15 protein-coding genes are annotated in these 20,965 nt (G+C 69.8%); 6 read left to right on the forward strand and 9 right to left on the reverse strand.

Going from position 1 to position 20,965, the window contains the following annotated elements; genetic code table 11:
• The first annotated feature begins 76 nt into the window (after nucleotides 1-76).
• Entirely contained in the window at nucleotides 77-949 is an 873-nt protein-coding gene (locus ACFWX1_RS36220; RefSeq protein ID WP_378394313.1) for a hypothetical protein, read from the forward strand.
• A gap of 1 nt (nucleotide 950) precedes the next feature.
• On the opposite strand, the gene ftsY is transcribed toward ACFWX1_RS36220, so the two are convergent.
• On the reverse strand, nucleotides 951-2,279 hold the full coding sequence (ftsY, locus tag ACFWX1_RS36225) for a signal recognition particle-docking protein FtsY (RefSeq protein ID WP_378394314.1): 1,329 nt from the start codon (nucleotides 2,277-2,279) through the stop codon (nucleotides 951-953).
• 140 nt (nucleotides 2,280-2,419) lie between these two features.
• On the opposite strand from ftsY, the gene ACFWX1_RS36230 reads away from it, so the two are divergent.
• The 3 genes from ACFWX1_RS36230 to ACFWX1_RS36240 all read left to right on the forward strand — a co-directional run bounded on the left by ACFWX1_RS36230 (nucleotide 2,420) and on the right by ACFWX1_RS36240 (nucleotide 5,855).
• Entirely contained in the window at nucleotides 2,420-3,640 is a 1,221-nt protein-coding gene (locus ACFWX1_RS36230) for an anhydro-N-acetylmuramic acid kinase (protein WP_378394315.1), read from the forward strand.
• Nucleotides 3,641-3,649: 9 nt separating this feature from the next.
• On the forward strand, nucleotides 3,650-5,218 hold the full coding sequence (locus ACFWX1_RS36235; protein ID WP_378394316.1) for a sodium:solute symporter: 1,569 nt from the start codon (nucleotides 3,650-3,652) through the stop codon (nucleotides 5,216-5,218).
• Nucleotides 5,219-5,327: 109 nt separating this feature from the next.
• Nucleotides 5,328-5,855, forward strand: coding sequence for a DUF3455 domain-containing protein (locus ACFWX1_RS36240; RefSeq protein ID WP_378394317.1), 528 nt, complete (start codon nucleotides 5,328-5,330; stop codon nucleotides 5,853-5,855).
• A 79-nt stretch (nucleotides 5,856-5,934) separates the two neighbouring features.
• Here the strand turns inward: ACFWX1_RS36240 and smc are convergent, their stop codons facing one another.
• Nucleotides 5,935-9,537 (reverse strand): chromosome segregation protein SMC, encoded by a 3,603-nt coding sequence (smc, locus tag ACFWX1_RS36245; RefSeq protein WP_378394318.1) that lies wholly within the window; start codon nucleotides 9,535-9,537, stop codon nucleotides 5,935-5,937.
• A gap of 180 nt (nucleotides 9,538-9,717) precedes the next feature.
• On the reverse strand, nucleotides 9,718-10,005 hold the full coding sequence (locus tag ACFWX1_RS36250) for an acylphosphatase (protein WP_378394320.1): 288 nt from the start codon (nucleotides 10,003-10,005) through the stop codon (nucleotides 9,718-9,720).
• 178 nt (nucleotides 10,006-10,183) lie between these two features.
• Between ACFWX1_RS36250 and ACFWX1_RS36255 the strand changes: the two genes are divergently transcribed.
• On the forward strand, nucleotides 10,184-10,828 hold the full coding sequence (locus ACFWX1_RS36255; protein WP_378394321.1) for a hypothetical protein: 645 nt from the start codon (nucleotides 10,184-10,186) through the stop codon (nucleotides 10,826-10,828).
• 75 nt (nucleotides 10,829-10,903) lie between these two features.
• Here ACFWX1_RS36255 and ACFWX1_RS36260 read toward each other — a convergent pair whose 3' ends face one another.
• Genes ACFWX1_RS36260 through kdpF form a run of 6 tightly spaced genes read right to left on the reverse strand, consistent with a single transcriptional unit; the run spans nucleotide 10,904 to nucleotide 18,714 of the window.
• A complete protein-coding gene (locus ACFWX1_RS36260; protein ID WP_378329140.1) occupies nucleotides 10,904-11,599 on the reverse strand; it encodes a response regulator in 696 nt (231 codons plus the stop codon).
• Nucleotides 11,596-14,193 (reverse strand): DUF4118 domain-containing protein, encoded by a 2,598-nt coding sequence (locus tag ACFWX1_RS36265; RefSeq protein WP_378394322.1) that lies wholly within the window; start codon nucleotides 14,191-14,193, stop codon nucleotides 11,596-11,598. The genes ACFWX1_RS36260 and ACFWX1_RS36265 overlap by 4 nt, the downstream gene beginning before the upstream one ends.
• Before the next feature lie 5 nt (nucleotides 14,194-14,198).
• Complete coding sequence (locus ACFWX1_RS36270) at nucleotides 14,199-14,810, reverse strand: potassium-transporting ATPase subunit C (protein ID WP_378394324.1); 612 nt, start codon at nucleotides 14,808-14,810, stop codon at nucleotides 14,199-14,201.
• A 5-nt stretch (nucleotides 14,811-14,815) separates the two neighbouring features.
• A complete protein-coding gene (kdpB, locus tag ACFWX1_RS36275; RefSeq protein WP_378394325.1) occupies nucleotides 14,816-16,918 on the reverse strand; it encodes a potassium-transporting ATPase subunit KdpB in 2,103 nt (700 codons plus the stop codon).
• Nucleotides 16,915-18,576 (reverse strand): potassium-transporting ATPase subunit KdpA, encoded by a 1,662-nt coding sequence (gene kdpA / locus ACFWX1_RS36280; RefSeq protein WP_378394326.1) that lies wholly within the window; start codon nucleotides 18,574-18,576, stop codon nucleotides 16,915-16,917. Before kdpA ends, kdpB begins: the two co-directional genes overlap by 4 nt.
• Nucleotides 18,577-18,612: 36 nt before the next feature.
• On the reverse strand, nucleotides 18,613-18,714 hold the full coding sequence (kdpF, locus tag ACFWX1_RS36285; protein ID WP_345389302.1) for a K(+)-transporting ATPase subunit F: 102 nt from the start codon (nucleotides 18,712-18,714) through the stop codon (nucleotides 18,613-18,615).
• A gap of 363 nt (nucleotides 18,715-19,077) precedes the next feature.
• Here kdpF and asnB point away from each other — a divergent pair, with 363 nt between their 5' ends.
• Entirely contained in the window at nucleotides 19,078-20,919 is a 1,842-nt protein-coding gene (gene asnB, locus ACFWX1_RS36290) for an asparagine synthase (glutamine-hydrolyzing) (protein WP_378394327.1), read from the forward strand.
• Nucleotides 20,920-20,965: the final 46 nt, after the last annotated feature.

Below are 20,965 nucleotides of genomic sequence, written 5' to 3' on the forward strand. Positions count from 1 at the left end.
CGTCCATCCGGGCGTATTCGATACTGTCCCCGGAAAACGCGCCTTAGACTTCCCGCGGGACGAGGGGAGGCGCCTGATGGATCCCATTCTGGTCGGCGCGTTGATCTGGCTGGCGCAGCGCCTTGCGGAGAAAGGTTTCGACCGGATCTTCGACCGGGTCGTGGACGGGCCACGGATCGCCGCACCCCCACCCTTCGCCGCTCCGCCACAGCCGGTCCGGCGCCATGACCTCACCGTCGCCGGGGCCCAGGCAACCAGCGACGTCGATTTCGCCGTCCGGCATCATCTCCTGGCGCAGGGCCGGAAACCGGTCATCCTGACGTTCCAGAAGTTCAACGACACCACGACCGGCACGACGCTCCCGATGGTGCTGGGCGACACCGCCCACGTGACGCTGCCCCGCGACCACTACTTCGTCACCGCGCTGATCATCGACCTCCCCGGGAAGCGCGGGGCGATGCCGACCCTGCGGGGTGTCGGGTGGGCTCAGCCGTACGTGGCCGACAACCACACCGCGAAGATCACCATCGGCTCCCGGCATCCGACCGAGAAGCTGGTCAAGAAGCTCGGGCTGAAGACGTCCGACGGCAACGCGGTGTTCCACCTGCCACCCGAGCCACCGGCCGTGGCGGCGGCCAAACCCGCCGTGGCGCCTCCCGTGTCACCCCTGGCGAAGTCCTTCACGCAGTTCACCGCGGACTGGCTCAACAACCAGCAAACACGCCAGAAGGCGGTCCGGTTCCCTCCGCCCACCAAGCCGCGAACAGAATTCCCCGCCATCAAGAAATTCCCCATCGTGCGCAAATGCCGGGCACGCGCCTTCGTCGGCAACAACCAGTGCACGTTCTTCGCCGTCCGCGACGAGCTGTGCACGATCCACCGCGAACAGGTGCGCGCCGGCACGGATATCCGGGACTACCGGACGGGGGAACGCATCGTCCTGCCGTAACTCAGCCGAGGAGGGCGTCCACGAAGGCGCCGGGCTCGAACGGGGCCAGGTCGTCCGGGCCCTCGCCGAGGCCGACGAGCTTCACCGGCACGCCGAGTTCGCGCTGCACCTGGAAGACGATGCCGCCCTTGGCCGTGCCGTCGAGCTTCGTCAGCACGATGCCGGTGACGTCGATGACCTCGGCGAACACCCGCGCCTGCGCGAGGCCGTTCTGCCCGGTGGTCGCGTCGAGCACCAGCAGCACCTCGTCGACCTTCGCCTGCTTCTCCACGACACGCTTGACCTTGCCCAGCTCGTCCATCAGGCCGGTCTTGGTGTGCAGCCGCCCGGCGGTGTCGACGAGCACCGCGTCGACACCGGCGTCGATCCCGCGCTTGACCGCGTCGAACGCGACCGCCGCCGGGTCCGCACCCTCCTTGCCGCGCACGACCTCCGCGCCGACCCGCTCGGCCCACGTCTGGAGCTGATCGGCCGCCGCCGCGCGGAACGTGTCCGCCGCGCCCAGCACGACACTGCTGCCCTGCGCGACGAGCACCCGCGCGAGCTTGCCGGTGGTGGTGGTCTTGCCGGTGCCGTTCACGCCCGCGACCAGCACGACCGCCGGCTGCTTGGTGCCGTCGACGGTGTGCGGGAGCGCCCGCACCGCGCGATGCCCGTCGGTGGACAGCTCGGCGGTGAGCACCTCGTGCAGCACCGCCCGCGCCTCGTCCGACGTCCGGACCGTGCGCCGCGCCAGCTCGTCGCGCAGCCGCTCGACGATGTGGGTCGTGGTGGCCGCGCCGAGGTCCGCCACCAGCAGCGTGTCCTCGACGTCCTGCCAGGAATCCTCGTCCAGGTCACCGGCGCCGAGCAGGCCGAGCAGGCTCTGGCCGAACATCGAGCGGGACTTCGCCAGCCGCCCGCGCAGCCGCTCCAGCCTGCCGGACGCCGGGGCGATCTCCTCCCGGGGCACCTCTGCGGCCTCGGGTTCGGCCGTCTCGGGCTCGGGGAGTTTGACGTCACGCATCGTGCGCTGGTCGGAGTCCCGGGGCACGGCGGCGTCGTCCCCCACCGCGGGCTGACCGTCGACCTCGGGCCGGTCCTCGACCGGGTGCTCGACGGGCTCCTCGGCGGGTTCCGCCTTCTCCTCGGCCTCGGCCGTTCCGCCCGGCGCCAGCGCGATCCCGCCGCTGGCGGTGTAGCCACCGCCGCGCGGCTTCCGCTCGAGTTCCGCGTCGCGGGCGGCGTCCAGGCTGATGCGTCGCTTGCGCGCGATGAGCAGGCCGGTGACCAGGATGGCGACCAGCACGACGACAGCGACGACGACGATCCAGAACCAGGGGGTGTCCACGGCGTCATCCTCGCATCCGCGTCCGGTGGCCACCGGACACACCCCATGCGCGGCCAATGGATAACAATGCGCTTTCCGATTAGGCGAAGTCTTCACCGTATGTCTTGCGTCACCTCGCTCACCTGGACTAGACCACTCGGATGACCTCCCACTCGAGCCACGGACTGCGCGTGATCGGACTGATCTCCGGCACCTCGGTCGACGGCATCGACGTCGCGGCGGCCGACCTCCACGCCGAGGGCGGCACCGTGGTGCTCACCCCACTCGGGGAGCTCGACGTCCCCTATCCCGAACCCGTCCGCGCGGGCCTGCTCGGCGCGCTGCCGCCGAACCCGTGCAGCGCCGAACAGCTCACCCGCCTCGACACCCAGGTCGGCCAGGCCTTCGCCGAGGCGGCCGCCCGCGGTGTCCGCGAACTCGCCGGCGGCTACACCGATCTGATCGCCTCGCTCGGCCAAACCGTCTTCCACTGGGTGGAGAACGGCACGGCCCGCGGCACGCTCCAGCTCGGGCAGCCCGCGTGGATCGCCGAGCGCACCGGGCTGCCGGTGATCGCCGACCTCCGCGTGCGCGACATCGCCGCGGGCGGGCAAGGAGCCCCACTGGCCAGCACGCTCGACGCCTTGTGGCTGGCCGGGCTCGCCGAGGAGACCGGCCGTCCCGTCGCCGCGCTCAACCTCGGCGGGATCGCGAACATCACCGTCGTCCGCACCGGCGGTCAGGTGCTCGCCTACGACACCGGACCGGCCAACGCGCTGCTCGACGTCGCGGCGACGCGGGTCACCGGCGGTGCGCAGAGCAGCGACGTCGACGGCCGGTTCGCGCTGCGCGGCTCGGTACACGCGGAGCTGCTCGCGCGGCTGCTCGCCGACCCGTACTTCACCGCGCCACCACCGAAATCCACCGGCAAGGAGTACTTCCACGCCGGATACCTCGACGCCGCGCTGACCGGCCTGCCGCCGCTGTCCGCCGAAGACCTCCTCGCGACGCTCACCGAGTTCACCGCCACCACCGTCGCCACGGAATGCCGGCGGCACCGCGTCGGCACGGTGATCGTGTCCGGCGGCGGCGCGGCCAACCCTGCGCTGATGGCCGCGCTCGCCAGGAACCTGCCCGGGACGGGCCTGAAGACGAGCGACGACCTCGGCCTGCCCGGCGCGGGCAAGGAGGCCTACCTGACCGCGCTGCTGGGCTGGCTCGGCTGGTGCGGGGTGCCCGCCAGCGTCCCGTCCGCGACCGGCGCGCGCGGCCCCCGGCTGCTCGGCGCGCTGACGCCGGGCGCCTGCCCCCTGAACCTTCCCGCCCCACTGGGGGGCGCCGTAACCCGGATGCGGGTAGCGGAGAAGGCCGCACAACGGTAGGGAGAATCCATGAATCCCGTCGACCTGGCGATCGTGGTCGCCTATCTGGCCGCGATGCCGATCATCGGCGTCCTGGTGGGCCGGAGACAGAAGTCCGCCAACGACTACTTCGTCGGTGAACGCAGCATGCCGTGGTGGGCGGTGACGCTCTCGGTGGTGGCGACCGAGACGTCCACGCTGACCGTGATTTCCACGCCCGGCCTCGTCTTCGGCAGTGCGTTCCTGTTCCTGCAGGTCGCGTTCGGCTACATCGTGGGCCGCACCATCGCGGCGTTCGTGTTGCTGCCGAAGTACTTCAAGGGCAACTACGTCAGCGCGTACGAGTTCCTCGGCAAGCGGTTCGGCCGGGGCCTGCAGGGCACGGCGTCGGTGACGTTCGTGGTCACCCGGCTGCTCGCGGAGGGCCTGCGGCTGTTCGCCGGGGCGATCCCGATCAAGGTGATCCTCGACCACTACGGCATCCACACCGCGTACTGGCACATCGTCGTGCTGCTGACCGCGCTGACCGTGGTCTACGCGTTCGTCGGCGGGATCAAGTCGGTGATCTGGGTCGACGTCATCCAGTGGTCGCTCTACATCCTCGGCGCGATCGGCGCGATCATCTTCCTGGCCACGAAGCTGCCCGACGGCTGGACCACCATCGCGGCGGATCAGGGCCGGTTCAAGTTCACCGACTTCACCTCGAACCTGCTCACCCAGCCGTACGCGTTCGTGTGCGCGGTGATCGGCGGCGCGTTCCTGTCCATGGCCTCGCACGGCGCCGACCAGCTCATCGTCGGCAGGCTGCTGTCCTGCCGGAACCTGCGCGACAGCCAGCGCGCGCTGATCGGCTCGTCGATCGTGGTGTTCATCCAGTTCGGGTTGTTCCTCGTGGTGGGCGCGATGCTGTGGGTCTACACCGGCGGGAAGACCGGCGCCACGGCGGTGAACATCGCGGCGGGCAAGGGCGCCCCGGACGACGTGTTCCCGAACTTCATCGTCAACGATCTGCCGGTCGGGCTGGCCGGGCTGCTCATCGCGGGCATCCTCGCCTCCACCATGGGCGCGCTCGCCTCGGCGCTCAACGCGCTCTCGACGTCCACCATCGCCGACCTCTACCAGCGCTTCACGAAGCGGAACGTCGAGGACTCGAAACTGCTCCGGCACGGTCGCATGTGGACACTCATCTGGGCGGTCGTCTTCGCCGCGTTCGCCTCGCTGTTCACCGACTCCAAGGACCCGGTGATCCAGCAGGGCCTCGGCATCGTCGGCTACACCTATGGCGCGCTGCTCGGCTCGTTCTTCCTCGGCCTGCTGATCAAACGAGCCAGGCAGGTGGACGCGATCGTGGCGTTCGCCGCGTCGGTGCTCGGGATGGCGTTCATCATCCTGTTCGTCAAGTTCGACAAGGCCACCGCGGCGATCCACATCCAGTTCGGCGCCAACACGAAGTCGCTGGTCGCGCTCGCGACGTTCTGGTACACGCTGCTGGGCGTGGTGATCACGCTGGTCGTCGGCGGGCTGATGGCGCTGCGCCACCGCACCCCGGACCCGAACACCCTCGACACCGAGCCGCCGAAGGAAGAGGTGGCGGCCTAGGCCGTTCGTGTGTTCCCCGTCACCGCCTGAACCGTTCCCGGCGGGCGCCCGTGTGAGAGGTGGGTGCCTGCCGGGGGAACGGCGGGTGGGAGAGAAGACAAGGGGAATCATGAAGAAGCGGATCATGGTCGCGCTCGCGACCGGAACACTGGTGCTGGCCGGCGGAACCGCGGCATATGCGAGTTCTTCCGACACCACGGCGGAAACCGGGCACCGGGTGCCGTCCGCGATCGCGGTGCCGGACGGCAACAAGCGTGTCGCCACCTACCGCGGCGAGGGTGTCCAGATCTACGGGTGCGCGAATGGGGCGTGGTCGCTGATCCAGCCCGCGGCGACGCTGTTCTCGCATGGCCGCGCGGTGGCACTGCACAGCAAGGGTCCGGTGTGGACGTCCACTGTGGACGGGAGCACGGTCGGCGCGGCGGCGGTGCCGGGTGCCGCCGTCCAGCATCCCGGCGCGGTGCCGGAACTGCTGCTCAAGGCGAACCAGAACCTCGGCGACGGCGTCTTCGGCAAGGTCACCTACGTGCAGCGCCTGAACACCCGGGGCGGGGTGGCTCCGGCGGGGGCCTGCACGACCGGCGCACAGACCGCCGTCCGCTATTCCGCCGACTACGCCTTCTGGGCCGCGAAGTGAAGTGAGCTGAAGGGGACTTTCCTCGCATCGCATGCGACGAAAGTCCCCTTCAGTACGTCTTACGAGACGAAAGTCCCCTTCAGCTCGCGGGGACGGGTTCCTCTTCGGAGACGCGCAGGCGCTGCGAGATGACCTTGGTGATGCCGTCGCCCTGCATGCTCACCCCGTAGAGCGCGTCGGCGATCTCCATGGTCGGCTTCTGGTGCGTGATGATGATCAGCTGCGAGGAGTCGCGTAGCTGCTCCAGCAGGCCGATCAGCCGCCGCATGTTGGTGTCGTCCAGCGCGGCCTCGACCTCGTCCATCACGTAGAACGGTGAAGGCCGGGCGCGGAAGATCGCCACCAGCATGCCGACCGCGACGAGCGACTTCTCGCCACCCGAAAGCAGCGACAGCCGCTTGACCTTCTTGCCCGGCGGCCGGGCCTCGACGTCGACGCCGGTGGAGAGCAGGTCGTCCGGCTCGGTGAGCACCATCCGGCCCTCGCCGCCGGGGAACAGCACGCCGAACACCGTCTCGAACTCGCGCGCGACATCGGCGTAGGCGGAGGCGAAGACCTCGAGGATCTTCTCGTCGACCTGCTTGATGACCTCTTCGAGATCCTTGCGGGTGTCCTTGAGGTCCTCCAGCTGCGTGGAGAGGAACTTGTAGCGCTCCTCCAGCGCCGCGAACTCCTCCAGCGCGAGCGGATTCACCTTGCCCAGCAAGGAAAGGTCCTTCTCCGCACGCTTGGCGCGGCGGGCCTGGGTGTCGCGGTCGAACGGCATCGGGGGCGGCGGGGTGACGTCCTCGCCGCGTTCCTTCGCCGCCTCGTACTCGGCGACCTCACCGGCGCTCGGCGGCACCGGGACGTCCGGGCCGTACTCGGCGACCAGATCCGTCAGGCCGATCCCGAAGTCGTCGGCAATCTTGCCTTCCAGCTGTTCGAGCCGCAACCGCTGCTCGGCGCGGAGCACCTCGTCGCGGTGCACGGCATCGGTCAGCTTCTCCAGCTCGCCGGACAGTTCGCGGACCTTGCCGCGGACGGCGGTCAGCGCTGTTTCGCGGGTCTGCCGCTGGGCCTGGGCCTCGTCGCGCTCGGCCGCCGCGCGCTGCACGGAGTGTTCGATGCGCTCCAGCGCGATCTCCCCGGCGTTGACGACGGCGTTCGCGATCTCGGCGCCGCGCTGCCGGGCCGCCTTCGCCTTCGCGGCGCGTTCGCGGGCCTGTTGCTCGGCGAAAGCCGCGCGGCGCAAGGATTCCGCCTTGCCCGCGATGCCGCGGGCACGTTCCTCGGAGGTGCGCAGCGCGAGCCGCGCCTCCATTTCCTCCTGCCGGACGGCGGTGAGCTGCTCGGCGGCCTCGTCGCGCTCGGCGGTGTCCGGGTCCTCGACGACGGGCTGGTCGGAGACCGCGGCGAGGCGCTCCTCCAGCTCGGCCAGCTGTTCCAGCGCCTGCTCGCGGCTCTGCTCGACCTTCGTCCGCTGCGCGCGCAGCCGTTCGACCTCGGCCTCGGTGACCCTGGCCGCCTGCTGCAGCCGGTTGAGCCGCTCCGACGAGCGGGCCTTGCGCACCTTGGCCTCGCCCAGCGCGTCCTTGGCCTGGCCGACCTCTTCGCGGCGCGCCTGCTGCTCGGCGCGGGCGCCTTCCAGCGCGGCGGCGGTGCGCTCCAGCGTCTCCTCGGCGGCCTTCAGGCGTTCCGCCGCTTCGTCGACGGCGGCCTGCACCTCGATGACGCTCTCGGCGCGCGTGCCACCACCGGCCGCCCAGCGCGCGCCGAAGACGTCGCCATCGGCGGTGACCGCGCGGACGTCCGGATGCGCGGCGACCAGGCTCCGCGCCGCGTCGAGCGTGCCGACCAGCGCGACCTTTTCCAGCGCCTGCTCGACCGCGGGACGCAGCTGCGGCGGGGCGGTGACGACCTCGCGGGCCCAGCGGGCACCCTCGGGGAGATACGGCCAGCCCGCCGTGTCCACAGTGGACTCAGGGGCGCCGAGCACCAGCCCGGCACGGCCGGAGTCGTTGTCCTTCAAGTACTTCAGCGCGGCGAGGGCTTCTTCTCCCCCGGCGACGGCGACCGCGTCGGCCACCGGGCCCAGCGCGGCGGCCAGCGCGACCTCGTGGCCGGGCTCGACCGTCAGCAGCGCCGCGACCGAACCGAGCAGACCGGGCAGTTCGTGCGACGCACCGAGCAGCGCGCCCGCGCCGTCCTTGCGTTTGAGCCCCATCGACAGCGCGTCGACCCGCGCCTTCTCGGACGCGATCTCGCGCTCGGTGGCGCGTTCGGCCTTGACCAGCTCCTCGACGCGGGCCTTGGCGGCGTTGTTCGCCTCGACCGCGTAGTCGTGCCGCTGCTGCAGATCGGCGTCGTCGGATTCCTCGACGCCGCCCTCTGCCTTGGCCTCTTCGAGTTCCTCGCGGGCGATCTCGGCACGCTCGGCGGCCTCGTCGAGCGACACGGTGAGCCGGTCGATCTCGTCGGAGGTGGCGCCGTTCTTGCTGCGCAACGCCTCGACCTGGCCGGTGAGCTTCGCCAGCCCCTCGCGGCGGTCGGCGATCGCGCGGACGGCGGCCCAGTGCGCACGTTCGGCCGCCTGGACCCGCTGTTCGAGGTCCTCGCGCCGCAGGACGGTCTCCGCCAGCAGCTCACGGGCCTCCATGACGGCCTCGTTCAGCTCCTGCTCCTGCTCGGCGACGCGTTCGGCCTCTTCGAGCAGTTCCTCCGGGTCGCGGCCACCGGTCTGCGCCTCGACGTCGGCCGAGAGGTGCCGCTGCCGCTCGACGGCGAGCCGGACGGTGCCGCGCAGCCGCTCGGCCAGCGCGGACAGCTTGTACCAGGTCTCCTGCGCGGCAGTCAGCTTCGGCGCGTCCTCGGCGAGCGAGGACTCCAGCTCGGCCTCCTCGGCGGCGACGACTTCCAGCGCCTGCTCGACCTCGCCGCGACGCTGGCGCGCGACGCGCTCGTCGGCCTCTTCCCTGGCGATGGCGTCGCGCTGGGTGACCAGGTCGTGGGCGAGCAGCCGCAGCCGCGCGTCCCGCAGCTCGGACTGCACGGCCTGCGCGCGGCGGGCGATCTCGGCCTGCTTGCCCAGCGGTTTGAGCTGACGGCGCAGCTCGGTGGTGAGGTCGCCGAGGCGGTCGAGGTTGCCCTGCATGTTCGCGAGCTTGCGCAGGGTCTGTTCCTTGCGCTTGCGGTGCTTGAGGACGCCGGCGGCCTCTTCGATGAAGGCGCGGCGCTCCTCGGGCTTGGACTCCAGGATCGCCGACAGCTGGCCCTGCCCGACGATGACGTGCATCTCGCGGCCGATACCGGAGTCGGAGAGGAGTTCCTGGACGTCCATCAGACGGCAGCGATCGCCGTTGATCTCGTACTCGCTGGCGCCGTCACGGAACATCCGGCGCGTGATCGAGACCTCGGTGTACTCGATGGGCAGCGCGCCGTCGGTGTTGTCGATGGTGAGCGTGACCTCGGCACGGCCCAGCGGGGCGCGGCCCGCGGTCCCGGCGAAGATGACGTCCTCCATCTTGCCGCCGCGCAGGTCCTTCGCGCCCTGCGTGCCCATCACCCAGCGCAGCGCGTCGAGCACGTTCGACTTGCCTGAGCCGTTGGGGCCCACCACGCAGGTGATGCCCGGCTCGAAGCGCAGCGTGGTGGCCGAGGCGAAGGACTTGAAGCCCTTGAGCGTCAAGCTTTTCAGGTGCACTGGGTGCCGACCCTCCGGCCGCGGGAAACTGGCTGTTCGATCCGGCCAGGTTACCTGGCGGCCTCCGGCCCCCGTGGGACCCGGCCCCCTCCGGCGTGCCTTAGCACAACCCCGGCCACCACAGCAACCCCCTCCGTCACACCTGTCACTCCGTGCACCGGGGAGAGCAAGGGACCTTTGCTATCGCTCGACGAAGCCGGTGAGGCCACCTTTCGCGTCCGACCACCGCTCGACGACGTGGTCCACACTTCCGGGTGATTCCCCGGACCGCAGGGCGACCAAAAGCCGCTCACAGTGGTCCCGAACACCCTCCGCTACCACCTCGACACGCCCATCCGGAAGATTCCGCGCGCTTCCGGCGAGTCCGAGTTCGAGCGCGCGGCTCCGGGTCCACCAGCGGAAACCGACACCCTGCACGCGTCCGTGCACCCACGCTGTCAGCCTGACTTCTGCACTCACGGGGGCCATCCTCCCCCATCGCCGCGACTCCGGACGGTGAGCGTCCTCGTTCGTCTCCGCCCCGAACCGGGCATCGGCGGTGATAACCTCCCCGCCGGGTCCCGCCTTCCGGGCCTAGCGCCCGAACCAGCCAATTGCTTTGTTCTTCCCGAGAGTCCGTACGTCCCCAGCGTCCCGAGGAGCCTGTATGTCCCGCCCCGACGGGTCTGATCCGAGCTCACGCGTCTCCGTCGCCCCACCGGCCGGAGCGCATGGGCTTGCCGGCCGCACCGGCTACGTCGTCCTGGGCGTCAGCGGCCTGGTCGTCGCGACCGCGTTCGCCGCGGTCGCGCAGTTCGCCGGTTCCGGCACCCCGACCGCCGGCGGTACCGGCGGCCCCGGCCAGGGCACCTCGCCAGCCGGTATCCAGGTCGTGTCCGGTTCGCCCGTGCCGGGCGCGCCGATGACCGTCACCGGGGAACCGGTGCCCGGCAGCTCGCCGTCGTCCAGCGCCCCCACCACCGTGGTCTCCCGTGGCGCGGACGGCCACGAGACCACCACCGTGGTCGTCCCGCCCGCCCCGCCGCAGCCCGGACAGCCCCAGCCGGGTCAGCCGCAGCCGGGCAACCCCGGCCACACGACGCCGGGCGGCGGAACACCGACCAGCCGCAGCGACGAACCGCCGAGCTCGACCAACCCGACCACGACCGGCCCGACGTCGGGTAGCCCCAGTACCCCGCCGAGCACCCCGCCGACCACGTCGACCACCAAGTCGAGCGGCAGCTCCAGCACGGCGGGCTCCCCGACCGCCACCGACACGTCCACAATGGACACCACACCGTCGCACCGCTGACCCGCGAAAGCCTCTGAAGGCCACCTTGAGGGCGTTCAAGTCCCTCATGGTGGCCTTCAGAGGCACGTGCACGGCTCAGACCTCGAAGCGGTAGCCCATGCCCGGTTCGGTGAGCAGGTGGCGCGGGCGCGAGGGTTCCGGCTCCAGCTTGCGCCGCAGCTGTGCGAGGTAGACGCGCAGGTAGTGCGATTCCGTCTCGTACGACGGGCCCCACACCTCGTGCAGCAGCTGCTTCTGCGCCACCAGCCGCCCGCGGTTGCGCACCAGCAGCTCCAGCACACCCCACTCCGTCTTGGTGAGGTGGACCTCCTTGCCCTCGCGCCGCACCTTCTTCGCCGCGAGGTCGATGGTGAAGGAACCGGTGTCCACCACCGCTTCCACACCGTCCACACCGGACACCGCGGAACGACGGACGGCGGCGCGCAGCCGCGCGAGCAGTTCGTCCATCCCGAACGGCTTGGTGACGTAGTCGTCGGCGCCCGCGTCCAGCGCGTGCACCTTGTCGGCCGAGTCGGAACGCGCGGACAGCACGATGATGGGCACCGTCGTCCAGCCGCGCAGCCCGGCGATCACCTCGGTGCCGTCCAGATCCGGCAGGCCGAGGTCCAGCACGACGACGTCCGGTTTCGTCTCGGCGACCGCCTTGAGCGCGGCGGTGCCGTCGTGCGCGGTGATCACCTTGTAGCCGCGCGCGGACAGGTTGATCCGCAGAGCCCGCACGATCTGCGGTTCGTCGTCGACAACCAGCACCGTCGCGTTGTCGGGGCTCATCGCACCGTCTCCCTGTCGTCGTCCTCGAGCTCCTGATCGCGTGCGAGGAGGTCCTTCTCCGGATCCTGTCCGCGGTAGGCGGGCAGGGAAATGATCACGGTCAGCCCGCCGCCCGGGGTGTCCTCGGCGCGGATCGTGCCGCCCATCGCCTCGGTGAACCCCTTCGCCACGGACAGCCCCAGCCCCACGCCCGGCGTGGAATCGCGGTCGCCGCCGAGCCGCTGGAACGGCGCGAACGCGGACTCGGCGGTCCCCTTCCGCAGCCCGCGGCCGTGGTCGACGATGCGCAGCTCGACGTGATCGGAATGCGCGCTGGCCCTGGCCGCGACCGGTTCCCCGGCGGGATTCGCGCCGTGCCGCAGCGCGTTGTCGAGCACGTTCGCCACCACCCGTTCCAGCAACCCCGGGTCGGCGAGCACGGACGGCAGCCGCGCGTCGTCGACCGCGACGACCACCGAGCCCGAACCGTCCACATTGGTCAGCGCGTGGCTGACGACCTCGTCGAAGCCGACCGGCCGCAGGTGCGGGCGTACCGCGCCGGTGGCGAGCCGGGACGAGTCGAGCAGGTTGTCGATCAGCCCGGCCAGCCGGTCGGCCGACTCCTCGATGGTCTCCAGCAGTTCCGCGTTGTCCTCTTCGGACAGTGACAGATCCGGCGCGCGCAGGCTGCCGATCGACGCCTTGATCGAGGTGAGCGGCGTCCGCAGGTCGTGCCCGACCGCCGAGAGCAACGTCGTGCGCAGTTCGGTCGCGGCCGCCTTGCGCTCGGCCTTGGCCGCCGCGGCCGCCGTCCGCTGCTGGCGCAGCGCGAGCAGCGACTGCCCCGCCACGGCCTCCAGCACCCGGCGGTCCGAGGCGGGCAGCACCCGGCCGACCAGCGTCAGGTGCACGTCCGCGGTGACCGCGATGTCGATGTCGGCGTCGTCGGGGTCCTTGCACGGATCGCCGCCCGAGCACGCGATCTTCGTCCACTCCCCCTTCTGCTTCTCCAGCAGGGTCACCGAGGTCAGGCCGAAGTTCTCCTTCACCTTCTCCAGCAGTCGCTCGATCGGGTTCGCGTGCGTCATCACGGTGCGCGCGTAGGAGGCGAGCAGCGACGCCTCGGTCCTCGCCTGCGCCGCCTGCGTGGCCCGGCGCGCGGCCGAGTCGACGACAATCGCGACCAGCACCGCGACGACCATCATCGAAATGAGCGTCACCACGTTTTCCGGCGTGTGCACGTTGAGCGTGTACAGCGGCGGGGTGAAGAAGAAGTTGAGCAGACCGGCACCGAGCACCGCGGCGACGAGCGCCGGGCCGAGCCCGCCCACCAGCGCGACGACGACCGTGGCGAGCACGTAGTCCATCACATTCGTCGGATACTCCAGCGCCTGTTCGAACTGGACGCCGGTGAACGTCACGAACGCGGGCAGGAGCACCGAAAGCACCCAGCCCATGACGCGGCGGGTCGGCCTGAGCGGGCTCTTGCCCAGCCGCGCGGGCAGTTTCCCGCCCGCTTCCTCGTGCGTCACCATGTGCACGTCGATCGGCCCGGAGTCGCGGACCACGGCGGCGCCGATGCCCTCGTCGAACAGCCGCGCCACCCGCGATCGCCGGGACGTGCCGATCACGAGCTGCGTGGCGTTGACGCCGCGCGCGAAGTCGAGCAGCGCGTCCGGCACGTCGTCGCCGACGACGGTGTGGAAGGTGGCGCCGACCTCCTCGGTCAGCTTGCGGCAGCGGGCCATCGCGGTCGGGCTGATCCCGCGCAGCCCGTCCCCGCGCAGGATGTGCACGACCTGCAGCTCGGCGCCGGCGCGGGTGGCGATCCGGCTCGCGCGCCGGATCAGCGTCTCGCTCTCCGGGCCGCCGGTGATCGACACGACGACCCGTTCGCGGGTTTCCCAGGTGTCGGTGATCCGCTGCTCGGCGCGGTACCGCTGGAGCGCGACGTCGACCTGGTCGGCGACCCACAGCAGGGCCAGCTCGCGCAGCGCGGTGAGGTTGCCCGGCCGGAAGTAGTTGCCGAGCGCGGCGTCGATCCGCTCGGCCGAGTAGATGTTCCCGTGCGCGAGACGACGTCGCAGCGCTTCGGGTGTGATGTCGACCAGTTCGAGCTGCTCGGCGCGCCGCACCACCTCGTCCGGCACGGTTTCCTGCTGGGGCACGCCGGTGATGCGCTGGACGACGTCGTTGAGGCTCTGCAGATGCTGCACGTTGACCGTGGACAGCACGTCGATCCCCGCTTCGAGCAGTTCTTCGATGTCCTGCCAGCGCTTCTCGTTGCGCGAACCGGGCACGTTGGTGTGCGCGAGCTCGTCGACGACGGCGACCTCGGGTTTGCGCGCCAGCAGCGCGTCGATGTCCATCTCGGTGAACTCGTGTCCGCGGTGGGTGAACCGCCGCCGCGGCACGATGTCCAGTCCCTCGATCAGCTCCGCGGTCTTCTTGCGGCCGTGGGTTTCCACGAGCCCGATGACGACGTCGGTGCCGCGGTCGAGCCGCCGTCGCGCCTCGCCGAGCATCGCGAAGGTCTTGCCGACGCCCGGCGCCGCGCCGAGGTAGATCCGCAGTTCTCCCCGGCGCGGCTTCGGGCGTGTGCTGTCGTTGTCCACGACTGTCAGTGTGCCCCTCCGGCCGCGGCCTGCACGGCCAGGTTGACCTTCAGCACATTGACCCCGGGAACGCCGATCCCGGCGCCGCCGGTGTTCTGTTCGACCAGCTCACGGACCTTCGCCTCGGGCAACCGGGTCACCCGCGCCACCCTGGCGATCTGCAGGTCCGCGTAGGCGACGCTGATCGTCGGGTCGACACCGGCGGCGTCCGCGGTCACCGCGTCGGCGGGCACCTGATCGGGTTTGGCCCCCTCCCGCTGGGCGATGAGGTCCTTCCGCTTGGTGATCGCGTCCACCAGGTCCTGGTTGTACGGGCCCTTGTTGGACGCGCCGGAGGTCGACGGGTCGCCGGGGCCGAGCACGTCCTTCGCGGTGGCCGACGGCCGGGTGTGGAACCACGGGTCGTTCGCCGGGTCCTTCGCCACCGGGTCGATCCCGATGAGCGAGGAACCCACCGCCTGGCCGTTCTGCGTGACGACCGAGCCCTCGGCGTTGTCCTGCAGCCCCGGGATCCGGGACACCGCCCACACCGCGAGCGGGTAGATGACGCCGAGGAGCACGGTCATCACGATCAGGACGCGCAGCCCGGCACCGGTCTGCTTGAGAAGAGCCTTCATCACATTCACCCGATTCCAGGGATGAGCCGCACCAGCAGGTCGATCACCCAGATCCCGAGGAACGGGGTGACGATGCCGCCGAGGCCGTAGATCAGCAGGTTGCGCCGCAGCAGCGCGGACGCGGTGGACGGGCGGTAGCGGACGCCGCGCAGCGCCAGCGGGATCAGCGCGACGATGACGAGCGCGTTGAAGATGACCGCCGAGAGGATCGCCGACTTCGGCGTCGCCAGGTGCATGATGTTGAGCGCACCCAGCTGCGCGAAGATGCCGGTGAACATCGCGGGCAGGATGGCGAAGTACTTCGCGAGGTCGTTGGCGACGCTGAACGTCGTCAGCGCGCCGCGGGTGATCAGCAGCTGCTTGCCGATCTCCACGATCTCGATCAGCTTCGTCGGGTCGGAGTCGAGGTCCACCATGTTCCCCGCCTCCTTCGCGGCGGAGGTACCGGTGTTCATCGCGACGCCGACGTCGGACTGCGCCAGCGCGGGAGCGTCGTTGGTGCCGTCACCGGTCATCGCGACCAGGCGACCGCCCTCCTGCTCCTTCTTGATGAGCGCCATCTTGTCCTCGGGCTTGGCCTCGGCGAGGTAGTCGTCGACGCCCGCGTCCTCGGCGATGGCCTTCGCGGTGAGCGGGTTGTCGCCGGTGATCATCACCGTCTTGATGCCCATCGCGCGCAGCTCTTCGAAGCGCTCCTTCATGCCCGGCTTGACCACGTCGGACAGCCGGATCACGCCGCGCACGAACGCTTTCCCGCCCGTCGTCTCCGCGACCACCAGCGGGGTCCCGCCCTGCTGGGAGATCTCGTCGACGACGCGCTCGGTCTCGTCCGGCATGTTGCCGCCGCGCTCGCGCACCCACTCACGTACCGAACCGGTGGCGCCCTTGCGGACCTCGCGCTCGCCGAAGGTGATCCCGCTCATCCGGGTCTGCGCGGTGAAGGGGACGAACTCGCCGAGCTTCTCGTCCTCGTTCGCCACCTGCGGGAGGCCGTGCCGTTCCTCGATGAGTTCGAGGATGCTGCGTCCCTCGGGCGTTCCGTCGGCGAGGCTGGAGAGCCGGGCCGCCGCGGCCAGATCGTCCACAGTGGATTCGCCGACCGGGATCAGCTCGGTCGCGCGCCGGTTGCCGAAGGTGATCGTGCCGGTCTTGTCGAGCAGCAGGGTGCTGACGTCACCGGCCGCTTCGACCGCGCGGCCGGAGGTGGCCAGCACGTTGCGCTGCACGAGCCGGTCCATGCCCGCGATGCCGATCGCCGACAGCAGCGCGCCGATCGTCGTCGGGATCAGGCAGACGAGCAACGCGGTCAGCACGATCACCGACTGCTGGCTGCCCGAGTAGGCCGCCATCGGCTGCAGCGCCACGACGGCGAGCAGGAAGATGATGGTCAGCGTCGAGAGCAGGATCGTCAGCGCGATCTCGTTCGGCGTCTTCTGCCGGGAAGCGCCCTCCACCAAGGCGATCATGCGGTCCACAAAGGACTCACCGGGCTTGGTGGTGATCTTCACGACGATCCGGTCGCTCAGCACCGTGGTGCCGCCGGTGACCGCGCACCGGTCGCCGCCCGATTCGCGGATGACCGGGGCCGACTCGCCGGTGATGGCCGATTCGTCGACCGTCGCGATGCCCTCGACGACGTCGCCGTCACCCGGGATCACCTGTCCGGCCTCGACTACGACGAGGTCGCCGATGCGCAGGTCCACGCCGGGGACTGACTCCTCGGAGCCGTCCTCGTTCAGGCGCCGCGCGACGGTTTCCTTCTTGGCCTTGCGCAGCGTTTCCGCCTGCGCCTTGCCACGGCCCTCGGCCACGGCTTCGGCGAGGTTCGCGAACAGGACCGTGAACCACAGCCAGATCGCGATGAGGATGGTGAACACGCTCGGGTCGGTGATGGCGAACACGGTGACGAGCACCGAGCCCACCCACACCACGAACATCACCGGGTTGCGCAGCTGGTGTTTCGGGTTCAGCTTGCGCAGCGCGTCCGGCAGGGACGTCCAGAGCTGACGCGGGTTGAAGATCCCGGCCCCGACCCGGCCCGCGTTCTCGACGTGGTGCTGGGTCTCCTCCTCCGGGGTCCGCCGGGGTGTTTCGGTTGTGGTGGTCATGCCAACGCCTCCGCGATGGGCCCGAGCGCGAGCGCCGGGATGAAGGTGAGGGCCGCGACGAGGACGACGGTGCCGGCCAGCATCGTGCCGAAGAGCGGCCCCGTGGTGGGCAGCGTGCCCGCGGTCTCGGGCACCTTCCGTTGTGCCGCAAGGGATCCGGCGAGGCACAGCACGGCGACGATCGGGATGAACCTGCCGAGCGTCATGCACACGCCCAGCGAGGCCTGGAACCAGTCGTTGGTCACCGTGAGGCCGCCGAAAGCGCTTCCGTTGTTGTTGCTCGCCGACGCGTAGGCGTAGAGGACCTCCGACAGCCCGTGCGGGCCGCTGTTGGACATCGCGCCCGAGGTGCCGGGCAGCAGCAGGGCGATCGCCGAGCCGAGCAACATCACGGTCGGCATCGCCAGCATGGAGATCGCCGCGCATGTGACCTCGCGCTTGCCGAGCTTCTTGCCCAGGTACTCCGGGGTCCGGCCGACCATCAGCCCGGCCAGGAACATCGCGATGACGGCCATCACCAGGATGCCGTAGAGACCGGTGCCGACACCGCCCGGCGACACCTCGCCGAGCAGCATGTTCAGCAACGTGCCACCGCCGCCCGCGCCGGACAGGCTGTCGTGCATGCCGTTGACCGCGCCGGTGGACGTCCCGGTGGTGGTGTCCGCGAAGATCGACGTCAGGCCGATCCCGAAGCGCTGCTCCTTGCCCTCCATGTTCGCTCCGGCGGCCAGCGCGGCCGGGCTCTTCGTGAAGGCCTCGGCGCACCAGATCCCGACGAGCATCAGACCCCACAGCGCGCCCATGACGCTCAGCAGGACGTAGCCCTGCTTCGTCTTGCCGACGAGCTTGCCGAACGTGCGGGTCAGCGCGACCGGGATCACCAGGATCAGGAAGATCTCGATCAGGTTGGTCCACGCGTTGGGGTTCTCGAACGGGTGCGCGGAGTTGCCGTTGAAGATGCCGCCGCCGTTGGTGCCGAGTTCCTTGATGACCTCCTGGCTCGCGGCCGGGGCCAGCGCGATCCGGCTGGAGCTGCCGTCCGGGTTGACGACGTCGATGCCGGACTTGAGGCTCTGCACGACGCCGAGGCCGATCAGCACGATCGCGAAGACGAACGCCATCGGCAGCAGGATCCGGACGGTGCCGCGGGTCAGGTCCACCCAGAAGTTGCCGATGCGGTCGGTCTTCGAGCGGATGAATCCGCGGGTCACCGCGATCGCGACGGCGAGGCCGACCGCGGCGGACAGGAAGTTCTGCACGGTGAGCCCGGCCATCTGGACGAAGTGGCCCATGGTCGACTCGGGCGTGTACGACTGCCAGTTCGTGTTGGTGACGAAGCTGATGGCCGTGTTGAACGCGACGCCGGGCGACACCGCGCCCCGGTCGAAGTTCCACGGCAGGATCGACTGCAGCCGCTGCAACAGGTACAGCAGGATGATCGCGACGAACGAGAACCCGAGCACACCCGAGGCGTAGGTCTTCCAGTGCTGCTCGGCGTCCGGGTCGACGCGGGCCACCTTGTAGAGGCCCTTTTCGACCTTCAGGTGTTTCTCGGTCGAGAAGACCCTGGCCATGTAGTCGCCGAGTGGTTTGTAGACCACTGCCAAGGCGACAAGAAGAAGGCCGACTTGCAGGAAGCCGGCCGCTGTGTCACTCATTCCGCTCCTCCGCGGGACGACATGCGACGAAGCGCATCAGAACTTCTCCGGCTTGATCAGCGCGATGAAGAGATAGACGATCAACCCCAGTGCGAGCACCCCGCCGATCACGTTGGCGGCCACGCCCACGCCGTTCACAGCTTCTCCAAACCGCGCAGGGTCAGCGCGAGAACTCCGAAAATGCCGATCAGCAGAAGGGCATAGAGCAAGTCGGCCACGAGGCACCTCTCAGAATAGGTCACCCAGCGGGTGACCAATGGACGCCGCAACTGTGCGGCTGTCGCACTGAGTAATCGACACCGCCTGACGCCCCCTTGACGCCCCGGAAGTGGGCATTTACGCGTCCTTGACGGCTGGTGACGGCCGCCACGGCGGCCATGACGGTCAGCAACCGAGTGATCTCTCAGCGGTGTGGACATATCGGGCAGACATGAGCCCCAGGTGGTGTTACAACAGCATTACGAATAGTTGTCTTTGCTAAGCAACTGTAGGAGGTAGCACATGTGCGGTATCGCTGGCTGGGTCGCCTACGACGCCGACCTGACCCGGCGCCAGGCCGACATCGACGCCATGACCGAGACCATGTCCTGCCGGGGTCCCGACGACTCCGGCACCTGGGTTCGCACGCATGTCGCGCTGGGGCATCGGCGGCTGGCGATCATCGACCTCCCCGGCGGGAAGCAGCCGATGAGCGTCGCCACCCCGAACGGCACGGTGGCCATGGTGTACAGCGGTGAGGCCTACAACTTCACCGAACTGCGCGAGGAACTGAGCGGGCTCGGCCACACCTTCGAAACCGACAGCGACACCGAGGTCGTCCTGCACGGTTACCTGCAGTGGGGCGACGCGGTGGCCGAGCACCTCAACGGCATGTACGCCTTCGCGATCTGGGACGAGCGCGACGACAAGCTCGTGATGATCCGCGACCGGATGGGCATCAAGCCGTTCTACTTCTACCCCACCCGAGACGGGGTGCTGTTCGGCTCCGAGCCGAAGGCGATCCTGGCGAACTCGCTGGCGGCGCGCGTCGTCGACCTCGACGGGCTGCGTGAGCTGATGGGCTTCACCAAGCGTCCCGGCTGGTCGCTGTGGAAGGGCATGAGCGAGGTCGAGCCGGGCACGATCGTCACGGTTTCGCGCGAGGGCGTGCGTACGCGAACCTACTGGAAGCTCGACGCGAAGCCGCACACCGACGACCAGGAGACCACGGTCGCCCGCGTGCGGGAGCTGATGACCGACATCGTCAACCGGCAGCTCGTCGCCGACGTCCCGCGGTGCGTGCTGCTGTCCGGCGGGCTCGACTCCAGTGCCGTCACCGGTCTCGCCGCCGCCCGGCTGGCCGAACAGGGCGAGCAGCTGCGGACGTTCTCGGTCGACTTCTTCGGCCAGGAGGAGAACTTCAAGCCGGACGAGATGCGCGACACCCCGGACTCGCCGTTCATCCGGGACGTCGCCAAGCTCGTCGGCTCCGCGCACCAGGACGTCATGCTCAACCCCGCCGAGCTGAGCGACCCCGCGATCCGCCGCGCGGTGCTCACCGCCCGGGACATCCCGGTGGGCATGGGCGACCTCGACATGTCGCTGTACCTGCTGTTCAAGGCGATTCGCGGTGAATCGACCGTGGCGCTGTCCGGTGAGTCCGCCGATGAGGTGTTCGGCGGCTACCGCTGGTTCCACGACGAAGCCGCGGTGCACTCGGGGACGTTCCCGTGGCTGGCTTTCCGCAACGCGCTGATGAGCGAGCGGACCCAGATGCTCGACGCCGGCCTCGCCGCGAAACTGGATATCCCGGCGTACATCGCCGACCAGTACGCGACCGCCGTCGGGAAGGTCGAGCACCTCGACGGCGAGACCGAGCAGGAAGCGCGGATGCGCACGATCTGCCATCTGCACCTGACCCGCTTCGTGCGGATGCTGCTCGACCGCAAGGACCGCGCGTCGATGGCGGTCGGCCTGGAGGTCCGGGTCCCGTTCTGCGACCACCGGCTGGTCGAATACGTCTACAACACGCCATGGTCGCTCAAGACCTTCGACGGCAGGGAAAAGAGCCTGCTGCGGCACGCGACCAAGCACGTCCTGCCGGATTCGGTGCGGGACAGGGTGAAGAGCCCTTATCCGTCCACACAGGACCCCGGCTACGCGGTGGCGTTGCAGCAGCAGGCCAAGGAGGTGCTCACCGAGCGGGGACACCAGGTGTTCGACCTGGTGGACCGCGGCTGGCTCCAGCGAGTGTCCGAACTGGACGCGACGACGATGGAGCCCGCCGTGCGTGCCGGCCTCGACCGCACGCTCGACCTCTATCACTGGGTCGACCTGTATCGCCCGGAAATCCAGGCCGGCTGAGGGTTCGGTGGTCCGTGGGGGCCTCCTTGAGGGACTCAGAGTCCCC

Source organism: Amycolatopsis sp. NPDC059021 (genome assembly GCF_042739895.1).
In the GTDB taxonomy this organism is placed as follows: domain Bacteria; phylum Actinomycetota; class Actinomycetes; order Mycobacteriales; family Pseudonocardiaceae; genus Amycolatopsis.

What these genes read in the sequence shown, in the direction of transcription:
- ACFWX1_RS36220 (WP_378394313.1), top strand. Translation starts at nt 77, where the DNA reads ATGGATCCCATTCTGGTCGGCGCGTTGATCTGGCTGGCGCAGCGCCTT.
- ACFWX1_RS36230 (WP_378394315.1), top strand. Translation starts at nt 2,420, where the DNA reads ATGACCTCCCACTCGAGCCACGGACTGCGCGTGATCGGACTGATCTCC.
- ACFWX1_RS36235 (WP_378394316.1), top strand. Translation starts at nt 3,650, where the DNA reads ATGAATCCCGTCGACCTGGCGATCGTGGTCGCCTATCTGGCCGCGATG.
- ACFWX1_RS36240 (WP_378394317.1), top strand. Translation starts at nt 5,328, where the DNA reads ATGAAGAAGCGGATCATGGTCGCGCTCGCGACCGGAACACTGGTGCTG.
- ACFWX1_RS36250 (WP_378394320.1), bottom strand. Translation starts at nt 10,005, where the DNA reads ATGGCCCCCGTGAGTGCAGAAGTCAGGCTGACAGCGTGGGTGCACGGA.
- ACFWX1_RS36255 (WP_378394321.1), top strand. Translation starts at nt 10,184, where the DNA reads ATGTCCCGCCCCGACGGGTCTGATCCGAGCTCACGCGTCTCCGTCGCC.
- ACFWX1_RS36260 (WP_378329140.1), bottom strand. Translation starts at nt 11,599, where the DNA reads ATGAGCCCCGACAACGCGACGGTGCTGGTTGTCGACGACGAACCGCAG.
- ACFWX1_RS36270 (WP_378394324.1), bottom strand. Translation starts at nt 14,810, where the DNA reads ATGAAGGCTCTTCTCAAGCAGACCGGTGCCGGGCTGCGCGTCCTGATC.
- kdpB (WP_378394325.1), bottom strand. Translation starts at nt 16,918, where the DNA reads ATGACCACCACAACCGAAACACCCCGGCGGACCCCGGAGGAGGAGACC.
- kdpA (WP_378394326.1), bottom strand. Translation starts at nt 18,576, where the DNA reads ATGAGTGACACAGCGGCCGGCTTCCTGCAAGTCGGCCTTCTTCTTGTC.
- asnB (WP_378394327.1), top strand. Translation starts at nt 19,078, where the DNA reads ATGTGCGGTATCGCTGGCTGGGTCGCCTACGACGCCGACCTGACCCGG.